Here is a 20,719-nt window from a genome sequence, read left to right as displayed (position 1 = left end):
GGGTATTTTTGTTAGCTTGCTAACGAAGTTCATTAATGGCTCACCCTGTCTCATGACGAATCAGCCCACGACTCTTTTCGACGAATTGCTGGCGTTGACCCGTGCCATCCGCGCAAGCTTCGATGTCCGGGCAAAGCGGGTCGGGCTGACCTTCGCGCGGGCCAGGCTGCTGACCTCGATCAACCGCAATCCCGGCGCCAGCCAGTCGGAACTGGCCGCCGCGATGCAGATCGAGACGCCGACCCTGAAACGCCTGCTGGACGCGCTTGAGGCCCAGGGCCTGGCCCAACGCCACCCATTGCCGGGCGACGCGCGCAAACATGCCGTCTTCCTGACCGACATCGCCCGGATCGCCCCCCTGCTGCGCTTTCGCGGCGAGGTCGAGACCGCGCTGGTCGCCGATGTCGCGCCCGAGGATCTTGCCACCGCCCGGCGCGTTCTGGCGCAGATGACGCTGAACGCCGAAAGGATGCGCACGCCATGAACCAGCCCGGCACCGACGCGGCCCCTGCCCCGGCACCCGCCGCGCCCCCCCCTTTCGAGCCGATGAGCCTGTCGCGCGCCTTGGGCTATATCTCGGCCTCGCTGATCATCTCACTGACCCAGGGGCTGGCGCAGGGCTTCGTCAGCACCAACATCCCCCAGATCGCCGGAGACATCGGCGCGACGCAGACCCAGGCCAGTTGGCTGATGGCGGCCTTCATGGTGCCGCGCGCCTCGCTGCCGCTGCTCTTGATGAAGATCCGCGCCCAGTTCGGGCTGCGCCGCTTTGCCGAGGTCGCCATCGTCATCTATCTGGCGGTCGCGATCCTGTCCTTCGCCATCCTGGACCTGCGCTCGGCCATCCTGGTGCAGTTCTGCGCCGGCATGGCCTCGGCGCCGCTCTCGACGCTGGCCTTCCTTTACATGCTCGAACCCCTGCCCCCGCAATGGAAGATGCGGCTGGGCCTGCCGGTGGTGCTGGGCATGGTCTCGCTGGGGCCGCTGCTGGCGCGGGTGATCTCGCCCGCGCTGATGGGGGACCAGGGCTGGGACGGACTGCACCTGATGACGCTGGGGCTGGCCGCCGTGTCGCTGGGGCTGGTCTATCTGCTGCCTCTGCGCTCGCCTCCGCGCGTGCCGGCCATCCAGACGATGGACCTGATCAGTTGGCTGCTGGTCTTCCTGGGCTTCGGCGGGCTGACCGTCGCCTTCGTCATGGGTCCGATCCGCTGGTGGACCGAAGAAGCATGGTTGGGCTGGGTGCTGGCCGGTTCCATCCTGGCGCTGACGCTGGTGGTGGTGATCGAGCTGCATCGCAAGACGCCGCTTCTGGACATCCGCTGGCTGGCCAGCCCGGCCATGGCGCATCTGACGATCACGCTGCTGCTGTTCCGCCTGGTCCTGTCCGAGCAAAGCGCGGGCGCGCCGCGCATGTTCCAGATCCTGAACATCACCCAGAACCAGCTGGTGCCGCTTTTCGCGGTGATCTCGGCCGCGACGGTGCTGGGCGCGCTGGCGCTGATCCCCTTCATGAAGCCCACGCGCGTGCCGCATTTTCACATCATCGCGCTGGTGCTGATCGCGGCGGGGGCCTGGATGGACAGCCATTCGACCATCGACACCCGGCCCCAGCAGATGATGCTGAGCCAGGCGATGATCGCCTTTGCCGGATCATTCTTCATGGCGCCCGCCATGCTGCGCGGGCTTTTGTCGGCCCTGGCGCGGGGGCCAAGCTATCTTCTCAGCTTCATCATCGTGTTCCTGTCGACACAAAGCCTGGGGGGCGCCTTGGGCTCGGGGATCTTCTCGACCCTGATCAACCACCGCCAGGCATTGCATCTGCAAGTGCTGCGCGAAGAGCTTACCACCTTCAGCCCGCTGGTGACGCAGGAAATCACCCTGCGCGCGGCGACGCTCGCCTCGCAGATCGCCGATCCCGCGCAGCGCAAGTTGCAGGCCATGTCGATGATCGCGCAGGAGGCTTCGAACCAAGCCTATGTGCTGGCCTATAACGACGCCTATTTCGCAACCTTCCTGGTCGCGGTCGCCGCCCTTGCCGCCTTGCTGCTGCACCTTTTGCGCGACTGGATGGCCGCGCGCTGGTTCACGCCGAAAACCGCCCCCTTGTCCGAGCCTCAACCATGACCAAATCCCACCTCATTCCCACGCTGATCGCCGTGCTGGCGGGCATCGCCGGTCTTCTGATCGTGCTGTTCGCCTGGCATCTGCCACCGTTCCAGCCAAGCCTTCCCGAGACCGAGAACGCCTATATCCGCGGTCGCGTGACCACGCTGGCGCCGCAGCTTTCGGGCTATATCTCGGCGGTCGAGGTCCAGGATTTCGAGCATGTGACCCAGGACCAGATCATCGCCCGCATCGACGACCGGCAATATCGCCAGAAGCTCGCCCAGGCCCAGGCCGCGCTGGAAGGCGCCGAGGCCGCCTTGCAGATCCAAGAGCAAAGCGTGCATTCCGCCAGGGCCAGTCTGCAATCGACCGAAGCCGCGCTCCGCTCGGCCGAGGCCGCGCGCGACACCGCGAAATCCAACTGGAACCGCGCCAGCGAGTTGCAGTCGCGCGGCGTGACGGCCCAAAGCTCGGCCGACCAGACCGAGCTGGCGCTGCGCCAGGCCGAGGCCGCAGCGACCCAGGCCGAAAGCGCCATCGCGGTCGCGCGCGAGAACGTCAACGGCGCCGAGGTCGGGCTTGCCGCCAAGCGCGCCAGCATCGCCTCGGCCCGCGCGGCGGTGGAACTGGCGCAGATCGACCTGTCGAACACGGTGATCCATGCCCCCTCGGATGGACGGCTGGGGCAACTGGGCGTCCGCGTCGGCCAATATGTGACGGCCGGCACCGCGCTTGTCAGCCATGTCGAGCGCGATGTCTGGGTAATCGCCAACTTCAAGGAGACCCAGCTTCACGGCATCCGCGTCGGCGACCGCGCCACCTTCACCGTGGACGCGATGCAGCACCGCAGCTTTACCGGCCGGGTCGAGGCATTCTCGCCGGCGACGGCCTCGGAATTCAGCCTGCTTTCCTCGTCGAACGCCACGGGAAACTTCACCAAGGTCGCGCAGCGCCTGCCCGTTCGGATCAGCATCGACCCCGGCCAGGAGATGGCCGAATATCTGGAGCCTGGCCTTTCCGTGGTGGTCAGCGTCGATGCGGGATCGGGCGCGCGCGAGAAATCGGCGGATAACACGCCTTCGATCATGGGCCACGACGCTTAAGGGAAAGCACGTCCGCGTGATCCCCGGAAACCCCGGCACATCCGGGGCGTTCCCCTCCCATCCAAGCGACCTGTCACGGAGGACGACAAATGGGTGAAATCACCGACAAGATCAAAGCCGCCGGCAACAAGACCGCCGGGGCGGTGAAGGAGGCCGTCGGCAAGGCCACGGACAATCCCGGCCTGGAAGCCGAGGGCAAGATGCAGAAGGCCAAGGGCACCGCGCAGGATATCGCGGGCACCATCAAGGGCAAGCTGGGCGACAAGATCTGACGCCGCCAGCCCAGGACTTCGGGGAAAAACCGGCGCCCGCCAGCCGAGCGCCGGTTTTTTCGCATCCGCATGCCTCGCCACCTCCGCCCGAGCCTTCTGGACAAGCCCCGTCGCGCCCCGGTAGTAAGAAACATGAGTGTCATGATTTCTTCACACTCCAAGGGGCCAGCCAAGGGGACCAGGACATTGCGTCGCGTCATTACCTATGGAACTTTCGACACGCTCCATCACGGGCATATCCGGCTTTTGCGCCGGGCGCGCGCCTTGGGGGACTACCTGATCGTCGCGCTTTCGACCGACGAATTCAACGCGATCAAGGGCAAGCAAGCCTATTTCAGCTTCGAGGAACGCAAGCAGGATCTGGAAGCCCTGCGCTATGTCGATCTGGTCATTCCCGAAAACACCTGGGCGCAGAAATCCCAGGACGTGCGGCTGTTTCAGGCCGACGTGTTCTGCATGGGCGACGACTGGGCGGGCAAGTTCGACGAATTGAACGAGTTTTGCGAAGTGGTCTACCTGGCGCGGACGCCGGGAATCTCCAGCACGGTGATCCGCACCCGCCTGGCCGATGCCGCCGAATGAGCCTGATCGCATGAGCTTGATGGCGCAAGGACGGGACATGATGAACCGAGACTGGCTTGACGCCGCCCATCTGGCCCTGCCCGGCCATGGCGCATTCGGCGAACATCCCGCGCTGCATCAGGTCTATGAGTTGAACGGCGCCGTCGGGCGGCTGGTCATTCACCTGGATGCCGGATCCGAGCAGGAATTCGTCTTTCCGAACCTGCGTCTGGTCGGCATGGGCGGCAAAGAGCTTCCGCTGCGCCAGGTGGTGGCCGATGTCCGGGCCAGCAGCCTGAACGACCGGCACAAGGGACAGGATCTCAAGGATCTGGTGCTGACCGGCAAGCCGATCCTGTCGGGGCGCGAAGCCCGTCCGACGCTGACTCTGGTGCTGAAACCGGGGGTGCGGCTTTCGAAACTGCGGCTGGCCAGCCGGGGCAAGCATTTCGGCCGCGTCGGCCGCAATATCTGCGTCACCGCCTACGCCAATGGCCGCATCATCCTAAGCCAGCGCAACAACGATCCGCGCGATCTTCTGGACGTGTTCAAGGGCCTTTGCGACGCCTGCGGCATCGCCCCGCCGAAGCGCATGGACGCAGCCGAGCGCGGCCGCGTCGTCGCCCTGCTGCGCGAACGCCTGCTGGACCGCATCCGGGCCGGGGAATGCGACGCGGCGCCCCGCCACCTGCTTTACCTGCTGCCGGTCTTGCAGAAAAGCACCGAGATGACCGCGTTCGACCGCACCGTCTCGGCCCAGCTTCTGCTGGCCCTGGGCGGCAAGCGGCTGGTGGTCAAGACCTCCGATCTTGAGCCGCTGTCGCTGATCATGTCTTCGCCCGAGCGGCTGGAAAGCGTGGTGGCCGAGGCCAACGCCCTTGCCACGGCCCGGCTGGGCCGCGAGGTGAACATCGTCGCCTGCAAGCACACCTTCCAGGAACCCAAGCTGATCCGCGAACGCGAGCGTTTCCTGCTGGCCCTGGACGACATCTTTCCCGCGCTGCTGAAATGCGGGGTCACGCCGATGCTCTGCTATGGCAGCCTGCTGGGCGCGGTGCGCGATGGCGGTTTCATCCCGCATGACGACGACATCGACATCCTTTACTTCGACGGCTCACGCTCACGCGAGGAGATGCTGGCCAAGCGCAAGCAGCTTAGCGATGCGCTTGAAGCCATGGGCTATGTCAGCGATCTAGGCGACCGGATCGTCAATTTCCACGTCCGGGGCAAGAACGGCACGCTGGACCTGTTCCCGTCCTGGCAGGAAAAGGGCAAGCTGCATGTGATGCTGCGTTATCCGCAATATCACCCGGTCGCGGAATCGGTGCTGGTGCCCACGGGCACGGTCTCGCTTTACGGCCATGTCTATCCGGCCCCGGCCAAGCCCGAGGAATTCCTGAAGATCCGCTATGGCAAGGGCTGGGGCGTTTCGGACCCCTATTACGAATGGCCCTGGCCGCTTGAGGGGCGCACCAGCCGCGCCGCCGCGATCCAGGCGGCATATGCCCCGCAGGTCAACCGCTTCCGCAAGGTGCTGAACCTGCTTCGCCGCCGCCCGGCCTGACCAGGCGGCAGGCCACGCGCGGGGATCAGCCGCAGGGCCGCTTCCATTCGAAGAAATCCGGCGCCGCGCGGCCCAGAAGGTCGCGCGCCATCGCGGCCCCCAGCGCCTCGGCCTGGCCTGCGGGGCAGCGCCCCTCGACCGTCAGGCATTCCGAGCCGTTCGGGCGCAGGATCTCGCCCCGGAACCAGATCTCGTCCCCGGCCAGCCGGGCAAGGCCCGCGATGGGGGTCTGGCAAGAACCTTCCAGCGTGGCCAGGAATTTCCGCTCGCAGGCCATCTCGCGCTCGCAGATGGGATCGTGCAGGGGGGCCAGCAGGTCCAGCAGCCAGCGATCCCCGGCCCGGCGCTGAATCGCCAGCGCGCCCTGACCGATGGCGGGCAGCATCTCTTCGGGCTCGATGACGCGCCAGCCGTGATCGCGCATCTCCAGCCGGTTCAGGCCCGCCAGCGCCAGGAAGGTGCAGTCCGCCAGCCCCTGTTCCAGCTTGGACAGCCGCGACTGCACATTGCCGCGGAAATTGACCAACCGCAGATCCGGGCGCGCGCGCAGCGACTGCGCCCCGCGCCGCATGCTGGACGTGCCGACGGTGCCGCCCGCCGGCAGATCCTCAAGCCGGCGGAACCTGGGCGCAACCAGAACGTCACGCGGATCCTCGCGCGGCAGGAACACGTCCGAGACCAGCCCCTCGGGCTCGGCCACCGCCATGTCCTTGACGCAATGCACGGCGATGTCGATCCGGTCGGCCAGCAGCGCCTCTTCGATCTCCTTGGTGAAAAGACCCTTGCCGCCGATCTCTTTCAGCAGCTTGTTCTGCACCCGGTCGGCGGTGGTCTTGATCACCACGATCTCGAACGCCTCCATCGGCAAGCCATGCGCCTGGCGCAGCCAGTCGCGGGTCTGGAATGCCTGGACAAGCGCAAGCGGCGAACCGCGTGTGCCGATGCGAAGAGGATGGCTGGCGTCTGGCTGTCTCATGGATGTTCAGATAGGCCGGGGCAAGGGTCCCTCGCAACAGGGATTTGCAGCGATTGTCCGCTTTGGCAGGGCGCGCGCCTTCCTGCCAGGGGCCGCGCCCCGGCAATCGGCGCGCAAGCAGGTCCCGACCTGGCTGATTGGATAGTATCCAAAAGGACATATTCACCTTATGGGCGAAAAGGCGCATAAGGAGCACGTCGAAAGGCAGTTGATCAGTGTTCGGTTAAACGGTTGTTTTTTCCTGACGACGACCAGACCGGGCAGGGGCGCGACGCCCTTGCCCGGTCGGCCAATCCGGGGCGCGGCTATGGCCCCGCTTCCTTCCCATCCCGCAGATCCGCCGGTCCCACGAAAACCCCTTCCGCGCGCGCGTCCATGCCCTCATGCCGGCTGGCCCAGGCATCGACGGCGGCCCAGCGTGGGTTTTCGTCGCCCAGATGACGCTGAAGGCCCCAATAGCCGTAATTCCCCACGCTGGCGCATTCCACGAAAAGGTTGAAGCCCTCTCCGCCCGCCGCGCGCCATTCGTCCAGGGCCGAGGCATAGATCTGCCCCATCTCGGCGGAATAGTTGAACCGCTCCCACAGGGCGGACAGGGCGGGATCGGTCTGGACCTCGGCGGGCGGGACGATATGGGTGCCGCCCTCATACATGACCAGCCGCAGCCCGTGCCGGCGCGCGACCTGGGCGTGATAATCCCAGGTCTGGCGCAGATTGGCGATGGTGCGGCCGCTTTCCGGCCAGCCGCCTTGCAGCACCTGATCGCGCAGCCGCCCGCGAAGCCGCAACGGGTCCAGTTCCGCCGCAAGCGCCCGCACCCGCGCCACGTTCTCGGGCAGGTCCAGCCCGCCGTCGAAATAGCCCGAGACCGCCCAGGCATCGAAAAAGGCCGGCGGCGCGGGCAGAAGCGGGTTCGCGGCCCGCCAGTCGGACGCGTCCAGCACCGCCCCCTCAAGGCCCAGCCAATGGGTCTGGCTGGACAGGACCTTGACCAGATCGCCGGGCCGGGAAGCGAAGACCCGGTCCAGCGCGCGCGCCATGGCGACCGCGCGGCCGGCATAGAACTGCATGAACCCGTCGCCCTGACCGGGCCACAGCGCGCGGGCCTGCTCGATCGCCCATTGGGTCTGCGGGAACTGCATGTTCCACATCTCGTTGGAATATTCGAACCAGGCTTGCAGTCCGGGGCGCAGATGGTCGCGCACATAAGCGGCAAAGCGGGCGATCCAGTCCTCATCCGCCAGATGCGGAACGTTGAACCAGGCATCCGCGCCGATCTCATTGGCCAGATCCACCATCAATTCGACCGGAGCGCCGCGCCAGCCATAGAAGGCATCCTCGACGCGCGGGCGATCCGACCATACCGCCTGGGCCGAGCCGTTGGTGCCCATCCAATCCATGAAGCGCAGCAGGCGATAGTTGCGGATCGCGTCCAGCCATTCCAGCCGGAACACATGCCCCGCCTTGTGCCGCGCCAGATTGTCCAACTGGACCACCCGGATGTCCCGGATCGGGCCGTCCGTCACCTCGGTCACGCGGATCTCGGCAAAACGGCCGAAATCGGGGGCAAAGTCGAACAGGATGCGGTTCGGGCCCTGCTCGACGATCTCGGCGCCCAGAAGCTGGATCCTGCCCTGCCCCGCCCAGGTCATGCGGTAGCGCCGCGCCAGATCCTCGGCGCGGGGGTCGATCTCGGTCAGCAGGACGGTGCTGACGGCATCGACATCGCCCGGCACGGCCAGCAGCCAACCCCGCGCATCCACCGCGCCCCGCGCCTGCAATTCGGCAAAGGGCACCACGCCGAAATCCTCGCCCCGCCGCCCGCTCCACGGCCTGGCCATCTTGAAATGGTCCAGAAAGGGCTGGGCCGTGCTCCAGTCATTTAGGCCGTTCAGGCCCACGGCCAGCGCCGGGTTGGTCAGCGTCGCGGGTCTTGAATCGGGCATGCGGTTTCCTGGCTGGCTTCCAGCCAAGCCTGCCCGGCGGCCTGGCCGCAGGCAAGCGCCGACTGGTCAAATTCGCGGCAGCGCGGTGATCGCGGCTTTTCACCTTGGGAAAGGGGTTGAACCCGGCCCGTTCCTGGCGTTCCCTTGGGCAAACCGGGTCGCCACCCTTCGCGCACGGCCCATACGACCGGAATGACGAATGACCGCCATGACCTCCGCCGCCCGCCTGCCGCTTCGGCAGATGTCGCTGACGCCCGACCATGTGGCCCTGACCCTGCGCCCCGAGCCGGATCTTGGCCCAGAGCCAGGCTGGACCGAAATGTCCCAGCAGGAAATCCAGGCCATCGCCCGCCAATATGCCGAGGAATGCGGCGACGGCCCGCTTTGGGTCTTTGCCTATGGCTCGCTGATCTGGAAGCCGGATTTCGACGCCCTGGACCATTGCCGGGCAAGCGCCTATGGCTGGCACCGCTCATTCTGCCTCAAGATGCACCGCTGGCGCGGCTCGCCCGAACAGTTGGGCCTGATGCTGGCGCTGGAACGCGGCGGGCGCTGCGACGGGGTGATCTATCGCATCCGAGACGAGGACCGGCTGGATCAGATCAGCCGCATGATCCGGCGCGAGATCCATTTTCGCGAAAGCCGGCGCATGATGCGCTGGATCAAGGTCCATACCCAGGACGGGCCGCGACGTGTGCTGGTCTTCTGGGCCGGTCCCACCGGGCCGCGCATCCTCAGCCGCCTGCCGCTGAACGAGGTCGCGCATATCCTGGCCCGCGCCTGCGGCCCGGTCGGCTCTTGCGCGGAATACCTGTTCAACACCGTCAGCCATCTTGAGGGTTTCGGCATCCACGACCGCAACCTCTGGCGCCTGCAAAAGCTGGTCGCGGCCGAGATCGAGGCGCTGCACCATCCCTCTCTGGCCGCCGGCTAGAACCAGAGCCGTCCGGGGAGACGCCTGCGGGGCGGGACGGGGCGGGGCGCGTCAGTCCAGTGGCTTCAGCCGCGCCTCGATCTCGGCCCGAGCGCCTTCCAGGGCGGGGGGCAGGGACAGGATCCGGCCCAGTTTGTCGACATCCTCGTCCACGGCGAAGCCGGGATCGTCGGTCGCGATCTCGAACAGGCAACCGCCCGGCTCGCGGAAATACAGCGAGCGGAAATAATGTCGGTCCACCTCTCCCGAATTGCGCACGCGCATCTGGGTCAGGCGCCGCATCCAGGACTGGATCGCGGGCCGGTCGGGCACGCGGAAGGCGACATGATGGATGCCGCCCGCGCCCTGCCGCACGACCGACAGGCCGGGCTGGACGGTGACATGCACCTCGGCCCCCGGCCCGCCCTCGCCCATCTCATAGACATGGACCTGATTGTGGTCGGGGCTGCGATAGTCGCGGACCTTGCGCATGTTCATCACCTCGGTCAGCATCTGCTCGGTCGGACCCAGATGGGGCACCGAAAGTGTGACCGGACCCAGACCGTGGATCTGATGCTCGGCCGGGACGGGGGAATGTTCCCAGGGATGGGCGGGCGCCTCATCGGAATCCTCGACCATGCGAAAGCGCATGCCCTCGGCATCCTCGAAGGCCAGGCTGACACGGCCGTCCAGCTCATCGACATTGCCGACATCCAGGCCCAGGCCGGAAAGCCGCGCCGCCCAATAGTCGAAGCTGTTTGGCCCGATGCGCAGCCCCGCGCAACTGATCGAGTTCGTTCCCCGCCGTTCCCGTGCCGCCGGCCAGCCGAAAAAGCTAAGATCGGTGCCGGGCGTCGCCAACGCGTCGGCATAGAACAGGTGATAGGCGCGGGTATCGTCCTGGTTCACGCTTTTCTTGACCAGACGCAGCCCCATGGTGCCGGTATAGAACTGCTTGTTCTCGCGCGCCTGGGCGGTGATCGCGGTCAGGTGGTGAAGTCCGGTAAGTTGCATGGTCCCGCGTCCTTTCGTCGCCGCCAGTAAACGGCCTGCTCCCCCTTCTGCCAAGGGCCAAATGCAAACATGGTGTTCTTGCCTATCGAACGATCCGGCATTTGCGCGGCGACCCCGGCACGCCTATCTTCATTCGCATGCGCTATGACCTGACCCACCTGGAAACCTTTCTGACCGTGATGGAGCTTGGCGCCGTGACCGCTGCGGCGGCCCGGCTGAACCTGTCGAAATCCGTGATCAGCAAGCGTATCGCCGATCTTGAGACCACGCTGGGCGCGGCGCTGTTTCGCCGCAATGCCGGGCGCATCACGCCCACCGAGGCGGCCCTGCGCCTGGCCGAGCGCCTGCGCCCCGCCCTGGCCGAGCTTGTCGCCGCAGCGGAATCCGCCGCCTGGGACAAGGACGGGATCGCGCCCCTGCGCGGCAGGCTGTCGATCTCGGCGCCGATGACGTTCGGCGTGCTGCACCTTGGCCCGATCATCGCCAGCTTCGCCGTCGCGCATCCCGAGCTTGAGATCGACGTGGATTATGACGACCGCACCCGCGACCTGGCGCGCGAAGGTTACGATGTCGGCATCCGCATCGGCAAGCTGCGCGACAAGGCGCTGATGCAGCGCAAGCTGTGCGAGGATGAAGGCATCACCTGCGCCAGCCCCGATTACCTTGCCCGGCACGGCCACCCGCAAAGCCCCGCCGCGCTGCGCGATCATCAGATCATCGGCTACAGCCATGTCCAGAACAGCCAGGCATGGCAGTTCCAGGACCGCGACCGCTGGATCTCGGCCCCCGTTCACGGGCGGCTGTCGCTGAACAATGGCGAGGCCATCCGCGACATGGCGGTCCATGGCCTGGGCATCGCGATGCTGCCGCACTTCATCGTCGCGCCCGCCCTGGCCGATGGCCGGCTGGTGCGGCTGCTGACCGAATTTCCGTCCCGGCGGCTGCCCATCGTGGCCGTCTGGCCCCCCGTCACCCCCATGCCCGCCAAGCTGCGCCGCTTTGTCGACCATGTGGCGGGCACATTGAAGAACCCGCCATGGCAAGGCCGGCACCACCCGGAAGCCGGGCACAACCCCAAGGAATAACATGAAAACGATTGGCTTTCTTTCCTTTGGCCATTGGTCCTCGGACCGTGGCTCACAGACCCGCACGGCCGGCGAAACGCTGCTGCAATCCATCGACCTGGCCGTCGCCGCCGAACAGCTTGGCCTGGACGGCGCCTATTTCCGCGTCCACCATTTCGCCCGGCAGCTCGGCTCTCCGTTTCCGCTGCTGGCGGCGGTGGGCGCGCGCACCAGCCGCATCGAGATCGGCACCGGCGTCATCGACATGCGCTATGAAAACCCGCTTTACATGGCCGAGGATGCCGGCGCTGCCGACCTGATCGCGGGCGGCCGGCTGCAACTGGGCATCTCGCGCGGCTCGCCCGAGCAGGTGATCGACGGCTGGCGCCATTTCGGCTATCAGCCCGCCGAGGGCGAGACCGAGGCCGACATGGCCCGCCGCCATGCCGAGGTGTTCCTGAACATCATTCAGGGCCATGGCTTCGCCCAGCCGAACCCTCGCCCGATGTTCCCGAACCCGCCGGGCCTGCTGCGCCTTGAGCCGCATTCGCCGGGCCTGAGGAACCGCATCTGGTGGGGCGCCTCGTCGAACGCGACCGCGCAATGGGCGGCGACGCTGGGCATGAACCTGCAAAGCTCGACGCTGAAGACGGATGAAAGCGGCAAGCCCTTCCATGTCCAGCAGGCCGAGCAGATCCGCGCCTTCCGCGAGACCTGGGCCGAGGTCGGCCATGAGCGCGCGCCCCGCGTCTCGGTCAGCCGCTCGATCTTTCCGCTGCTGAACGACATGGACCGGATGTATTTCGGGCGCGGCGGCAAGGAAGAGGACCAGATCGGCGTGATCGACAGCACCCGCTCGATCTTCGGGCGCGGCTATGCCGCCGAGCCGGACAGGCTGATCGAGGATCTGCGCGGCGACGAGGCCATCGCCGAGGCCGACACCCTGCTGCTGACGGTGCCGAACCAGTTGGGCGTCGATTACAACGTGCATGTGCTGGAGAGCATCCTGACCCATGTGGCCCCGGCGCTCGGCTGGCGCTAGGACGCACACGCCGCATCGGGCTTTCCTTGCGCGCCGGCCGCGCTAAGCTGGGACCGACAGCGCAAGGAGCACCGCATGGCCGTCACCGAAGCCGCCAGTCACGCCGCCGAGGCGGGCCATCACGGCGCCAATATCGGCCCCGTCGTCGTCCTTTTGGCCGCCGCCGTGATCGCGGTGCCGCTGTTTCGCAAGCTTGGGCTTGGTTCGGTGCTGGGCTATCTGGCGGCGGGGCTGGCCATCGGTCCCTATGGGCTGGGGCTGTTTCACGACCCCCAATCCGTGATCGGCGTGGCCGAGCTTGGGGTGGTGCTGTTCCTGTTCATCATCGGGCTGGAAATGCAGCCCTCGCGGCTTTGGGCCATGCGGGGCGAGATCTTCGGCCTGGGACTGATCCAGGTGGCGCTGGCGATGGCCGTGCTGATGCTGGTGGGCATGGCGCTTGGCTTTGCGCTGGCGCCCAGCCTGATCGCGGGGACGGGCTTCGTGCTGACCTCGACCGCGATCGTGATGCAGATGCTGTCCGAGCGGAACGCGATCTCGCTGCCCAAGGGGCGGCGCATCGTCGCGATCCTTCTGTTCGAGGATCTGGCCATCGTGCCGCTGCTGGCGCTGGTGGCCTTCCTGGCACCCGGCGAATCCGAGGTGACCCCGGCGCAGCGGCTTGCCGCCATCGGGATCGGGCTGGGCTGCATCCTGGCGCTGGTCCTGGCCGGGCGCTATCTGCTGAACCCGATGTTTCGCCTGCTGGCGCGCTTCGGCGGCCGCGAGGTGATGACGGCGGCCGCGCTGCTTGTGGTGCTGGGCGCGGCGCTGCTGATGCAATGGGGCGGGCTGTCGATGGCGATGGGCGCCTTCCTGGCCGGCGTCCTGCTGTCGGAATCCAGCTTCCGCCACCAGCTCGAAGCCGATATCGAACCGTTTCGGGGCCTGCTTCTGGGCCTTTTCTTCCTGGGGGTCGGCATGGCGCTGGACCTTCAGATCATCGCCCTGAACTGGGGCCTGATCGCGATCTGCGTGCCCGCCTATATACTTTTGAAGATGGCGGTGATCTATCTGGTCGCCCGGCTTTTCCGCGCCACGCCCGCCGAGGCGCTGGAACGCGCCACGCTGATGGCGCAGGGCGGAGAGTTCGCCTTCGTGCTTTACGCGGCGGCGACGCAGGCGGGCATTCTTGAGCCAAGCGAGAACGCCACCCTGACCGCCATCGTCATCGTCTCGATGGTGCTGACGCCTTTGATGATCATCCTTCACGACCGCCTGACGCCCCAGCCCCGGATCTCGCTGGAAGGGGTCGAGCCGGCGCATGACCTGCGCGCACGCGTGCTGATGATCGGCTTCGGCCGCATGGGCCAGATCATCAGCCAGCCGCTGATCGCGCGCGGGCATTCGCTTTCGATCATCGAGCTGGACCCGCAGACCATCCGCGACGCCGACGAGTTCGGCTTCAAGGTCTGGTATGGCGACGGCGCGCGGCTGGACGTGCTGCATGCGGCGGGCGCCGAACATGCCAGCCTGATCATCGCCGTTCCCGGCGACAAGCACGCGACCAGCCACATCGTGCAGATGGCCAAGGCCGAGTTTCCCCTGGTGCCCGTGCTGGCCCGCGCCTTCGACCGCGAGCATGCGCTGGAACTGGTCAAGGCCGGGGCCGACTTCCAGATGCGCGAGGTGCTGGAAAGCGCCTTCGCCATCGGCCGCGAGGCGCTGGAACAACTGGGCGACAGCCCCGAGGAGATCGACGAGGTGCTGGAAGAGATCCGCGGCCGAGACACCGCCCGCTTCGAGATGGAATGCGTCGGCGGCATCTTCGCCGGGCGCGGCATGATCCTGAGCAACCGGCAGAACTAGGCGGCGGCGATCCCGGCAAGCCAGGCGCCGGGCACCACGCCCGGATCCAGCGCCGCCTCGGGACCGTCGCAGATCACCGCGTCCAGCGGCCCCAGATCCAGCACCGCGCCCGCGACATGCAGCCGCGCGGGCCGCGTGGCCAGAAGCAGCAGCCAGTCGGGGACAAAGCCCAGCCCCTCGCCCGCGCGCACCAGCCGGTGGCGGAACCGGCCGCGCCGGGTCATCAGGTTCAGATCGGTGATCGGCCCGTCCGCCAGCCGCGCAAGGCAGGGCCGGTCCGCCGGAAAGGCCAGCGCCGGGCCGTCCGAGGTCAGCCGGTGCAGGCCCATGCCCTGGACCCGCAACTCGATCCCCTGCCCCGTCAGCACGGCAAGCGAGCGGTCGATGCCCGGAAAGATCGAGAAATCGCCATCCTCGGTCACGCCCGCCATGCTGATACGCCAGTCGAAGCCGTCAAGGCCCGCGCCCTCGGGCCAGGCGGCGATCTGCACGGTCTCGCCCTTGCCGTTCTTCCAGGGCATCCGGCGATGGGCATGGGCGGGCAGAAGATGATGCGGCATTTCGGCTTTCCCTTCAGTTATGGCCCCAGCGATAGCCGACGCCGGGCTCGGTCAGGATCAGGGCGGGCCTTGCCGGGTCGCGTTCCAGCTTTTGGCGCAACTGGCCGATGAAGACCCGCAGATAGGGCACGTCATCGACATGGGCCGGCCCCCAGACCAGGCCCAGCAGCTTGCGATGCGTCATCACCCGCCCGGCATTGGCGGCCAGCGCGGCCAGAAGATCGAATTCCTTCGGCGTCAGGCGCAGCGCCTCGCCGTCGCGGCTGACCTGATGCGCGTCCAGGTCGATCACCAGCCCGTCCTGCCGGATCACCTGGGCGCGGGTGGCGCGGCGGGGGCGCAGGCTGGCGCGCAGCCGGGCCAGCAATTCGCCGATGCCGAAGGGCTTGGCCACGAAATCGTCGGCGCCCAGGTCCAGCGCCATGATCTTTTCCATCTCCTGGTCATGGGCGGACAGCACGATCACCGGCAGGTCGAAGCGCAGGCGCAGCCGTTCCAGCACCTCTTTGCCGTTCATGTCGGGCAGGCCCAGGTCCAGGATCATCAGGTCGGGGGGATGGGCCTGGACACGTTCCAGCGCCTCGCGCCCGTTCGCGGCCAGCACCGTGTCATAGCCCGAGGCGGTCAGCGCATGGCCCAGGAACCGCTGGATCTGCGGCTCGTCATCGACGATCAGGATGGTCTGGCGCCCGGTCATCCGCCCCCCGCAGGCGCGGGCGGGACGGGCAGGCGCAGTTCCAGCACCGCGCCCCCCAGGGGGCTTTGCCCGGCGCCCAGGCGGCCACCCAGCGCAGTGGCGATGCCCTTGCTGATCGGCAGGCCCAGCCCCGCGCCCTGCGGCACCCGCGCCATGCCGTCGCGGGCAAGCCATTCGGCGATGGCGGGGGCAAGGCCGCGCCCGTGATCCGTGACCGACAAAAGGATCTCGTCCGCGCCGGCCTCGGCCCGCACCAGGATCGCGCCGGGCGCGTATTTCACCGCGTTCTCGATCAGGTTGAACAGCGCCTGTTCCAGCAGCCCGGCTTCGGCCCGCACCATGGGCAAAGGCGGGATCCGCGCCTCGATCCGGGCATTGGGCCAGGCGCGGCGGGCGCGGTTCACGGCGGCCATGGCCGCGTCACCCGCATCGACCCAACTCAGATGCACCTGCATGCCCGATTGCAACCGGGTCAGTTGCAGCAGCATTTCCACATAACGGCCAAGGCGCCGGGTCTCTTCCTCGATGGCGGCCAGAAGGTCGCCCTGCGCCGAGGGGGTCAGCGTCTCGCCCAGTTCCCGCAGCGTCGTGACCGAGCCGAGGATCGTCGCCAGCGGCGTGCGCAGGTCATGCGACAGCGAGGCCAGCAGCGCCGCGCGCATCTCTTCGCTGGTGGCGCGGCGGCGCTCGGCCTCGGCCTCGGCACCCAGCGCCAGCCGGTCCAGCGTCTGGCCGGCCTGACGCAGCAGCACCTGGATCGCCTGTTCGCGCCAGGCGCGGTCCCGCCGGTCCGGCGCGATGCGGGCATGGCCAAAGACCAGCCCCCGCCGTCCCTCGACCGCGCCCAGCGGATAGAAGCTCAGCCGCGATCCGCTCCACCCCTGGGCCGAGGCCAGCTCGACCCGGCCCCTGCGCCAGGCGGCATCGGCGGCCTCAAGCTCGCTCGCCTCGGGCAGGTAGCCCTGGGGGACCGAGGCCAGCATGCGCAACTCCCCCTCGACCGCGCCCAGAACCAGCGCGGGGCCATGGGCCAGCGCGTTCAGGTGCCGCGCGGCCACTTGCGCCACATCGGCGGGACTGGCCGCATGCGCCAGTTCGTGCGAGACCTGCGACAGCACCTCAAGCGCCGCCGCGCGGCCCTCGGCGGCATCGACCTGCTCGCGCAGCCGCCCCGAGATCAGCCCGGTGATCGACGCCGCCAGCAGAAACACCGCCAGCGTGATCAGATCGCCCGGCCGCGCGATATGCAGGGTGAAATGCGGCTCGACATAGAAGAAGTTGAAGGCGGCAAGCGCGCCCACCGCGCTGACGATGCCGACCCAGAAGCCGAAGCCCGCCGCGCAGATCAGCACCGAGGTCAGAAACAGCAGCACCGCCACCGTTTCGGGCAGGACATGCCGGTTCGAGCCGACGGCGGCGGCGACAAATGCCAGGATCAGCCCCGCCCCCAGGAACCGGGCCAGGCTGGGGGTGGCGATGTGGCGGCGGTCGTCGCGCAGGCGGGGCGGATCGGCGGGGTTCATGGCCCATGATCTGGCGACAAGCGAAAGGCGTTGTCCACCGTCTTTATGGAAACCTTACGCGCGGGACCGGATTCCCCGTCGAACCCTTACGCCGCCTTGCGGCAATCTCCGCCCCTGGCCGCCATCGGGCGCGGCCCCGGAAAGGACAATATGGCAAGCGTGCAAACCGATCTGCCCGAGATGCAGGCCAGGCGGGGCAACCCCTGGTCGCTGTCCCTGGCCGCCATCGGCGTGGTCTATGGCGATATCGGCACCTCGCCGCTTTATGCCTTCCGCGAGGCGATGCACGCCGCCGGCGCCCGCCACGGCAGCGTGCTGGCCGAGGACGTGCTGGGCGTGCTGTCGCTGATCCTATGGGCACTGGTGCTGGTGGTGACGGTGAAATACGTCCTGATCCTGCTGCGCGCCGACAACCAGGGCGAGGGCGGCACCCTGTCCCTGCTGGCGCTGGCGCAGCGCGCCATGGGCCGCCCCAGCCTGGGCATCCTGGTGCTGGGCATGGTCGGCGCGGCGCTGTTTTACGGCGACGCGGCGATCACGCCCGCGATCTCGGTCCTGTCGGCGATCGAGGGGCTGAAGCTGGTCACCCGCAATGTCGATCACCTGATCGAGCCGATCGCCATCGCCATCATCATCGGGCTGTTCCTGGTCCAGAATCGCGGCACCGAGGCCGTGGCCCGCTTCTTCGGGCCGATCACGCTGGTCTGGTTCCTGGTCATGGCAGCAGGGGGCGTGCATTGGATGATCCAGGCGCCGCATGTGCTGGGCGCGGCCAACCCGGTCCATGCCCTGCGCTTTCTGTCGCAGAACGGCACGCTGGGGCTGATCGTGCTGGGCGCGGTCTTTCTGGCGGTGACGGGGGCCGAGGCGCTTTACGCGGACATGGGCCATTTCGGAAGGAAGCCGATCCAGATGGCCTGGCTGTTCCTGGCCTTTCCGGCTTTGGTCCTGACCTATTTCGGCCAGGGCGCGCTGCTGCTGTCGCGGCCGGACGCGCTTGAGAACCCGTTCTACCTGTTGTTCCCGTCCTGGGCGCTGCTGCCCGTGGTGGTGCTGGCGACGCTGGCCACGATCATCGCCAGCCAGGCCGTCATCACCGGGGCCTTTTCGCTGACCCAGCAGGCGATCCAGTTGCGCATGCTGCCGCGCATGAAGATCCGCCACACCTCCGAGGAACACCAGGGACAGATCTACCTGCCCGGCGTCAACCGCTGGCTGATGCTGGGCGTGCTGGCGCTGGTCATGGTCTTCGGTTCGTCCTCGGCGCTGGCCTCGGCCTATGGCATCAGCGTCACCGGCACCATGGTCGTCACCGCGCTGCTGGCGATGGTGGTGGCGCGCAGGCATTGGCGGCTGCCGCTGTGGCTTTCCGTCGCGATGATGCTGCCCTTCCTGGTGCTGGACCTGACCTTCCTGGGCGCGAACCTGGCCAAGATCGGCGACGGGGGCTATGTGCCCCTGGGGATCGCCGCCGCGATGATGATCGTCATGGCAAGCTGGATGCGCGGCTCGGCCATCGTGGCGCGCAAGGACCGGCAGGCGGAACTGCCGCTGGACACGCTGCTGGCGCAGATCGCCCGTTCCTCCTCGATCGCCACGGTGCCGGGAACGGCGGTGTTCCTGACCTCGACCCCGGACCTGACCCCTGCGGCGCTGCTGCACAGCCTCAAGCATTTCAAGGCCCTGCACGAACAGAACGTAATCCTGACCATCTCGACCGCCGAGGTGCCGCGCATTCCCGTCCAGGACCGCGTCCGCATCGAGGAGATCGACGACCGCTTCCGCCGCATCGAGCTGACCTATGGCTATGCCGAGGACCCGGACGTGCCGCAGGCGCTGCTGCAATGCCGCAAGCAGGGCTGGAAGTTCGACATCATGGCGACCTCGTTCATCCTGTCTCGGCGGCGCATCCGCATCGCGGCGAAAAGCCGGGTGCCGGGCTGGCAGGGCAAGCTGTTCATCGCGCTGTCGCGGAACTCGGCCGCCGCCTCGGACTATTTCCGCATCCCCGCCGGCCGCGTGGTCGAGATCGGGACGCAGATGAACATCTAGACGCCGGCCATGGCCCACCCGGTCTTGGCGATGCGGCGAATGCCCTCTTCGATCTCGGGTTCGGCGATCGAGCTATAGGCCAGGCGGAAATGCCTGTGTCCGCCGCCGGGCGTGCGAAAGAAGGGCCGCCCCGGCTCGATCAGCACGCCCTGCGGCCGCAGCGCCAGGGCCAGCGCGCCGCTGTCGATGCCGCCCGGCGTCGGCAGCCAGAAGCTGGAGCCGCCCGACGCCGCCGCCCCCTGGCCGTCCAGTCCGTGCCGCGCCAGCGCCTGCGCCGTCGCGGCGCGGCGGGCGGCATAAGCCTGGCGCATGCGGTTCAATTGCCGGTCGTAATGACCCAGCGACAGGAAATAGGCCATGGTCCGCTGCACATGGCCGGGCGGATGGCGCAGCATCATGCCGCGCAGCGCCCGCGCCTCGGCCAGGAAGGCGGGATCGGCGACCAGATAGCCCAGCCGCAGCCCCGGAAACACGGATTTCGAAAAGCTGCCCACATAGATCACCGCGCCGCGCCGATCCATCGCCTTCAGCGCGGGCGAGGTGGCGCCGGCAAAGCTGATCTCGAATTCGTAATCGTCCTCGACCACGGCAAAGCCGCGCATGCCCGCCAGGCGCAGCAGCGCCTCGCGCCGGGCGCGGGGCATGGTGCGGTTCGTCGGGCATTGATGGCTGGGCGAGGTGAAGACGACCGAAACCCCGTCGGGCACGTCCTGCGGCGGCAGCCCGTCCTGGTCGATGGCCACGGGCAGGACGCGGCAGTCGTGGACGGCCAATATCTCGTGCAGGCCGGGATAGAACGGCTCTTCGACGGCACAGGCGGCGCCCCGGTTCAGCAGGATCTGGCAGATCAGCCACAGCGCGTTCTGCGCCCCCAGGGTCAGCAGCACCTCATCGGGCCGGGCGCGGATGCCGCGCCGGGGCAAAAGGTGGCGGATGATGAAATCGATCAGCTCGGGATCGTCGCCGTCATACTGGTCGTCCGACAGCGCCCCCAGGTCGCGCCGCCCCAACGCGCGCACCGCGCATTCGCGCCAGGCGGCGTGGTCGATCAGCCGATCATCGGTCTGGCCGTAAAGGAAAGGATAGGGATAGGCCCGCCAATCCCGAGGCCGGTCCTTCCTGCGTGCCGCCAGGGCGCGGCCCTCCAGGATCGACCAGTCGAAACGCCGCTCGGGCGGCAGGGGCGCGGGCGCGGTATCCAGCGCCCCCACCCTGTCCGAGATGAAATAGCCCGACCGCCCCCGCGCCATCAGGTAATCGGTCGCGACCAGTTCGCCGTAGGCCTGGGTCACGGTGATGCGCCCGACGCCCAGATGCGCGGCCAGGGCCCGGCTGGACGGCATCCGCTCGCCCGGATGCAGGCGGCCCTCATGCACCGCCAGCACGATCTGCCGCCGCAATTGCAATTGCAGCGGCATCGCCTGGCCTCGGTCGATCAGGAAGGTCTCGGTCGGGATCTGCATGGCGGCCCGAAC

The 20,719-nt window shown here is 67.7% G+C and carries 18 protein-coding genes; 11 read left to right on the top strand and 7 right to left on the bottom strand.

Going from position 1 to position 20,719, the window contains the following annotated elements:
* Positions 1-52: 52 nt before the first annotated feature.
* From QM682_RS00595 to QM682_RS00570, 6 genes are all read left to right on the top strand, one after another.
* Positions 53-484: a MarR family winged helix-turn-helix transcriptional regulator gene (locus QM682_RS00595; RefSeq protein ID WP_415126027.1), complete on the top strand. Its 432-nt coding sequence runs from the start codon at positions 53-55 to the stop codon at positions 482-484.
* Positions 481-2,127 carry an MFS transporter gene (locus QM682_RS00590; RefSeq protein WP_415126025.1) on the top strand — a complete coding sequence of 549 codons (1,647 nt, stop codon included), beginning with the start codon at positions 481-483 and terminating at the stop codon, positions 2,125-2,127. Before QM682_RS00595 ends, QM682_RS00590 begins: the two co-directional genes overlap by 4 nt.
* On the top strand, positions 2,124-3,212 hold the full coding sequence (locus QM682_RS00585; RefSeq protein WP_415126023.1) for an HlyD family secretion protein: 1,089 nt from the start codon (positions 2,124-2,126) through the stop codon (positions 3,210-3,212). The genes QM682_RS00590 and QM682_RS00585 overlap by 4 nt, the downstream gene beginning before the upstream one ends.
* Positions 3,213-3,301: 89 nt before the next feature.
* Positions 3,302-3,484: a CsbD family protein gene (locus QM682_RS00580; RefSeq protein WP_415126021.1), complete on the top strand. Its 183-nt coding sequence runs from the start codon at positions 3,302-3,304 to the stop codon at positions 3,482-3,484.
* A 186-nt stretch (positions 3,485-3,670) separates the two neighbouring features.
* A complete protein-coding gene (gene tagD, locus QM682_RS00575) occupies positions 3,671-4,066 on the top strand; it encodes a glycerol-3-phosphate cytidylyltransferase (protein ID WP_415126019.1) in 396 nt (131 codons plus the stop codon).
* 40 nt (positions 4,067-4,106) lie between these two features.
* Positions 4,107-5,609: a LicD family protein gene (locus QM682_RS00570; RefSeq protein ID WP_415126017.1), complete on the top strand. Its 1,503-nt coding sequence runs from the start codon at positions 4,107-4,109 to the stop codon at positions 5,607-5,609.
* 25 nt (positions 5,610-5,634) lie between these two features.
* On the opposite strand, the gene hemC is transcribed toward QM682_RS00570, so the two are convergent.
* Together hemC and QM682_RS00560 are read right to left on the bottom strand one after the other, a co-directional pair.
* Positions 5,635-6,585, bottom strand: coding sequence for a hydroxymethylbilane synthase (gene hemC / locus QM682_RS00565; RefSeq protein ID WP_415126015.1), 951 nt, complete (start codon positions 6,583-6,585; stop codon positions 5,635-5,637).
* A gap of 305 nt (positions 6,586-6,890) precedes the next feature.
* Positions 6,891-8,531: a hypothetical protein gene (locus QM682_RS00560; RefSeq protein ID WP_415126013.1), complete on the bottom strand. Its 1,641-nt coding sequence runs from the start codon at positions 8,529-8,531 to the stop codon at positions 6,891-6,893.
* 199 nt (positions 8,532-8,730) lie between these two features.
* Between QM682_RS00560 and QM682_RS00555 the strand changes: the two genes are divergently transcribed.
* Positions 8,731-9,465: a gamma-glutamylcyclotransferase gene (locus QM682_RS00555; RefSeq protein ID WP_415126011.1), complete on the top strand. Its 735-nt coding sequence runs from the start codon at positions 8,731-8,733 to the stop codon at positions 9,463-9,465.
* 51 nt (positions 9,466-9,516) lie between these two features.
* On the opposite strand, the gene QM682_RS00550 is transcribed toward QM682_RS00555, so the two are convergent.
* Positions 9,517-10,458, bottom strand: coding sequence for a ring-cleaving dioxygenase (locus QM682_RS00550; protein ID WP_415126009.1), 942 nt, complete (start codon positions 10,456-10,458; stop codon positions 9,517-9,519).
* A 101-nt stretch (positions 10,459-10,559) separates the two neighbouring features.
* Between QM682_RS00550 and QM682_RS00545 the strand changes: the two genes are divergently transcribed.
* From QM682_RS00545 to QM682_RS00535, 3 genes are all read left to right on the top strand, one after another.
* Positions 10,560-11,543, top strand: coding sequence for a LysR family transcriptional regulator (locus QM682_RS00545; RefSeq protein WP_415126007.1), 984 nt, complete (start codon positions 10,560-10,562; stop codon positions 11,541-11,543).
* 1 nt (position 11,544) lies between these two features.
* A complete protein-coding gene (locus QM682_RS00540; RefSeq protein ID WP_415126005.1) occupies positions 11,545-12,564 on the top strand; it encodes an LLM class flavin-dependent oxidoreductase in 1,020 nt (339 codons plus the stop codon).
* A gap of 75 nt (positions 12,565-12,639) precedes the next feature.
* Positions 12,640-14,412: a monovalent cation:proton antiporter-2 (CPA2) family protein gene (locus QM682_RS00535; RefSeq protein ID WP_415126003.1), complete on the top strand. Its 1,773-nt coding sequence runs from the start codon at positions 12,640-12,642 to the stop codon at positions 14,410-14,412.
* On the opposite strand, the gene QM682_RS00530 is transcribed toward QM682_RS00535, so the two are convergent.
* Genes QM682_RS00530 through QM682_RS00520 form a run of 3 tightly spaced genes read right to left on the bottom strand, consistent with a single transcriptional unit; the run spans position 14,409 to position 17,192 of the window.
* A complete protein-coding gene (locus tag QM682_RS00530; RefSeq protein ID WP_415126001.1) occupies positions 14,409-14,972 on the bottom strand; it encodes a HutD family protein in 564 nt (187 codons plus the stop codon). The genes QM682_RS00535 and QM682_RS00530 overlap by 4 nt on opposite strands.
* Before the next feature lie 13 nt (positions 14,973-14,985).
* Positions 14,986-15,669 carry a response regulator gene (locus tag QM682_RS00525; RefSeq protein WP_415125999.1) on the bottom strand — a complete coding sequence of 228 codons (684 nt, stop codon included), beginning with the start codon at positions 15,667-15,669 and terminating at the stop codon, positions 14,986-14,988.
* Positions 15,666-17,192: a DUF4118 domain-containing protein gene (locus QM682_RS00520; RefSeq protein ID WP_415125997.1), complete on the bottom strand. Its 1,527-nt coding sequence runs from the start codon at positions 17,190-17,192 to the stop codon at positions 15,666-15,668. The genes QM682_RS00525 and QM682_RS00520 overlap by 4 nt, the downstream gene beginning before the upstream one ends.
* Positions 17,193-17,342: 150 nt before the next feature.
* On the opposite strand from QM682_RS00520, the gene QM682_RS00515 reads away from it, so the two are divergent.
* Positions 17,343-19,244 carry a potassium transporter Kup gene (locus QM682_RS00515; protein WP_415125995.1) on the top strand — a complete coding sequence of 634 codons (1,902 nt, stop codon included), beginning with the start codon at positions 17,343-17,345 and terminating at the stop codon, positions 19,242-19,244.
* Here QM682_RS00515 and QM682_RS00510 read toward each other — a convergent pair.
* A complete protein-coding gene (locus tag QM682_RS00510) occupies positions 19,241-20,707 on the bottom strand; it encodes a PLP-dependent aminotransferase family protein (protein WP_415125993.1) in 1,467 nt (488 codons plus the stop codon). The two genes, QM682_RS00515 and QM682_RS00510, sit on opposite strands and share 4 nt — an antisense overlap.
* Between the last annotated feature and the right edge of the window lie 12 nt (positions 20,708-20,719).

Source organism: Paracoccus sp. (in: a-proteobacteria), from assembly GCF_047605025.1.
Classification (GTDB): Bacteria; Pseudomonadota; Alphaproteobacteria; order Rhodobacterales; family Rhodobacteraceae; genus Paracoccus.
This window is presented reverse-complemented; position numbering and strand designations above follow the sequence as displayed.

Excerpts from the sequence above, each read along its gene's own strand:
- hemC (WP_415126015.1), bottom strand. The coding sequence starts at position 6,585 with ATGAGACAGCCAGACGCCAGCCATCCTCTTCGCATCGGCACACGCGGT.
- QM682_RS00535 (WP_415126003.1), top strand. The coding sequence starts at position 12,640 with ATGGCCGTCACCGAAGCCGCCAGTCACGCCGCCGAGGCGGGCCATCAC.
- QM682_RS00510 (WP_415125993.1), bottom strand. The coding sequence starts at position 20,707 with ATGCAGATCCCGACCGAGACCTTCCTGATCGACCGAGGCCAGGCGATG.
- QM682_RS00595 (WP_415126027.1), top strand. The coding sequence starts at position 53 with ATGACGAATCAGCCCACGACTCTTTTCGACGAATTGCTGGCGTTGACC.
- QM682_RS00570 (WP_415126017.1), top strand. The coding sequence starts at position 4,107 with ATGAACCGAGACTGGCTTGACGCCGCCCATCTGGCCCTGCCCGGCCAT.
- QM682_RS00540 (WP_415126005.1), top strand. The coding sequence starts at position 11,545 with ATGAAAACGATTGGCTTTCTTTCCTTTGGCCATTGGTCCTCGGACCGT.
- QM682_RS00520 (WP_415125997.1), bottom strand. The coding sequence starts at position 17,192 with ATGAACCCCGCCGATCCGCCCCGCCTGCGCGACGACCGCCGCCACATC.
- QM682_RS00515 (WP_415125995.1), top strand. The coding sequence starts at position 17,343 with ATGGCAAGCGTGCAAACCGATCTGCCCGAGATGCAGGCCAGGCGGGGC.
- QM682_RS00555 (WP_415126011.1), top strand. The coding sequence starts at position 8,731 with ATGACCGCCATGACCTCCGCCGCCCGCCTGCCGCTTCGGCAGATGTCG.
- QM682_RS00530 (WP_415126001.1), bottom strand. The coding sequence starts at position 14,972 with ATGCCGCATCATCTTCTGCCCGCCCATGCCCATCGCCGGATGCCCTGG.
- QM682_RS00525 (WP_415125999.1), bottom strand. The coding sequence starts at position 15,669 with ATGACCGGGCGCCAGACCATCCTGATCGTCGATGACGAGCCGCAGATC.
- QM682_RS00560 (WP_415126013.1), bottom strand. The coding sequence starts at position 8,531 with ATGCCCGATTCAAGACCCGCGACGCTGACCAACCCGGCGCTGGCCGTG.
- QM682_RS00580 (WP_415126021.1), top strand. The coding sequence starts at position 3,302 with ATGGGTGAAATCACCGACAAGATCAAAGCCGCCGGCAACAAGACCGCC.
- QM682_RS00585 (WP_415126023.1), top strand. The coding sequence starts at position 2,124 with ATGACCAAATCCCACCTCATTCCCACGCTGATCGCCGTGCTGGCGGGC.
- QM682_RS00590 (WP_415126025.1), top strand. The coding sequence starts at position 481 with ATGAACCAGCCCGGCACCGACGCGGCCCCTGCCCCGGCACCCGCCGCG.
- QM682_RS00550 (WP_415126009.1), bottom strand. The coding sequence starts at position 10,458 with ATGCAACTTACCGGACTTCACCACCTGACCGCGATCACCGCCCAGGCG.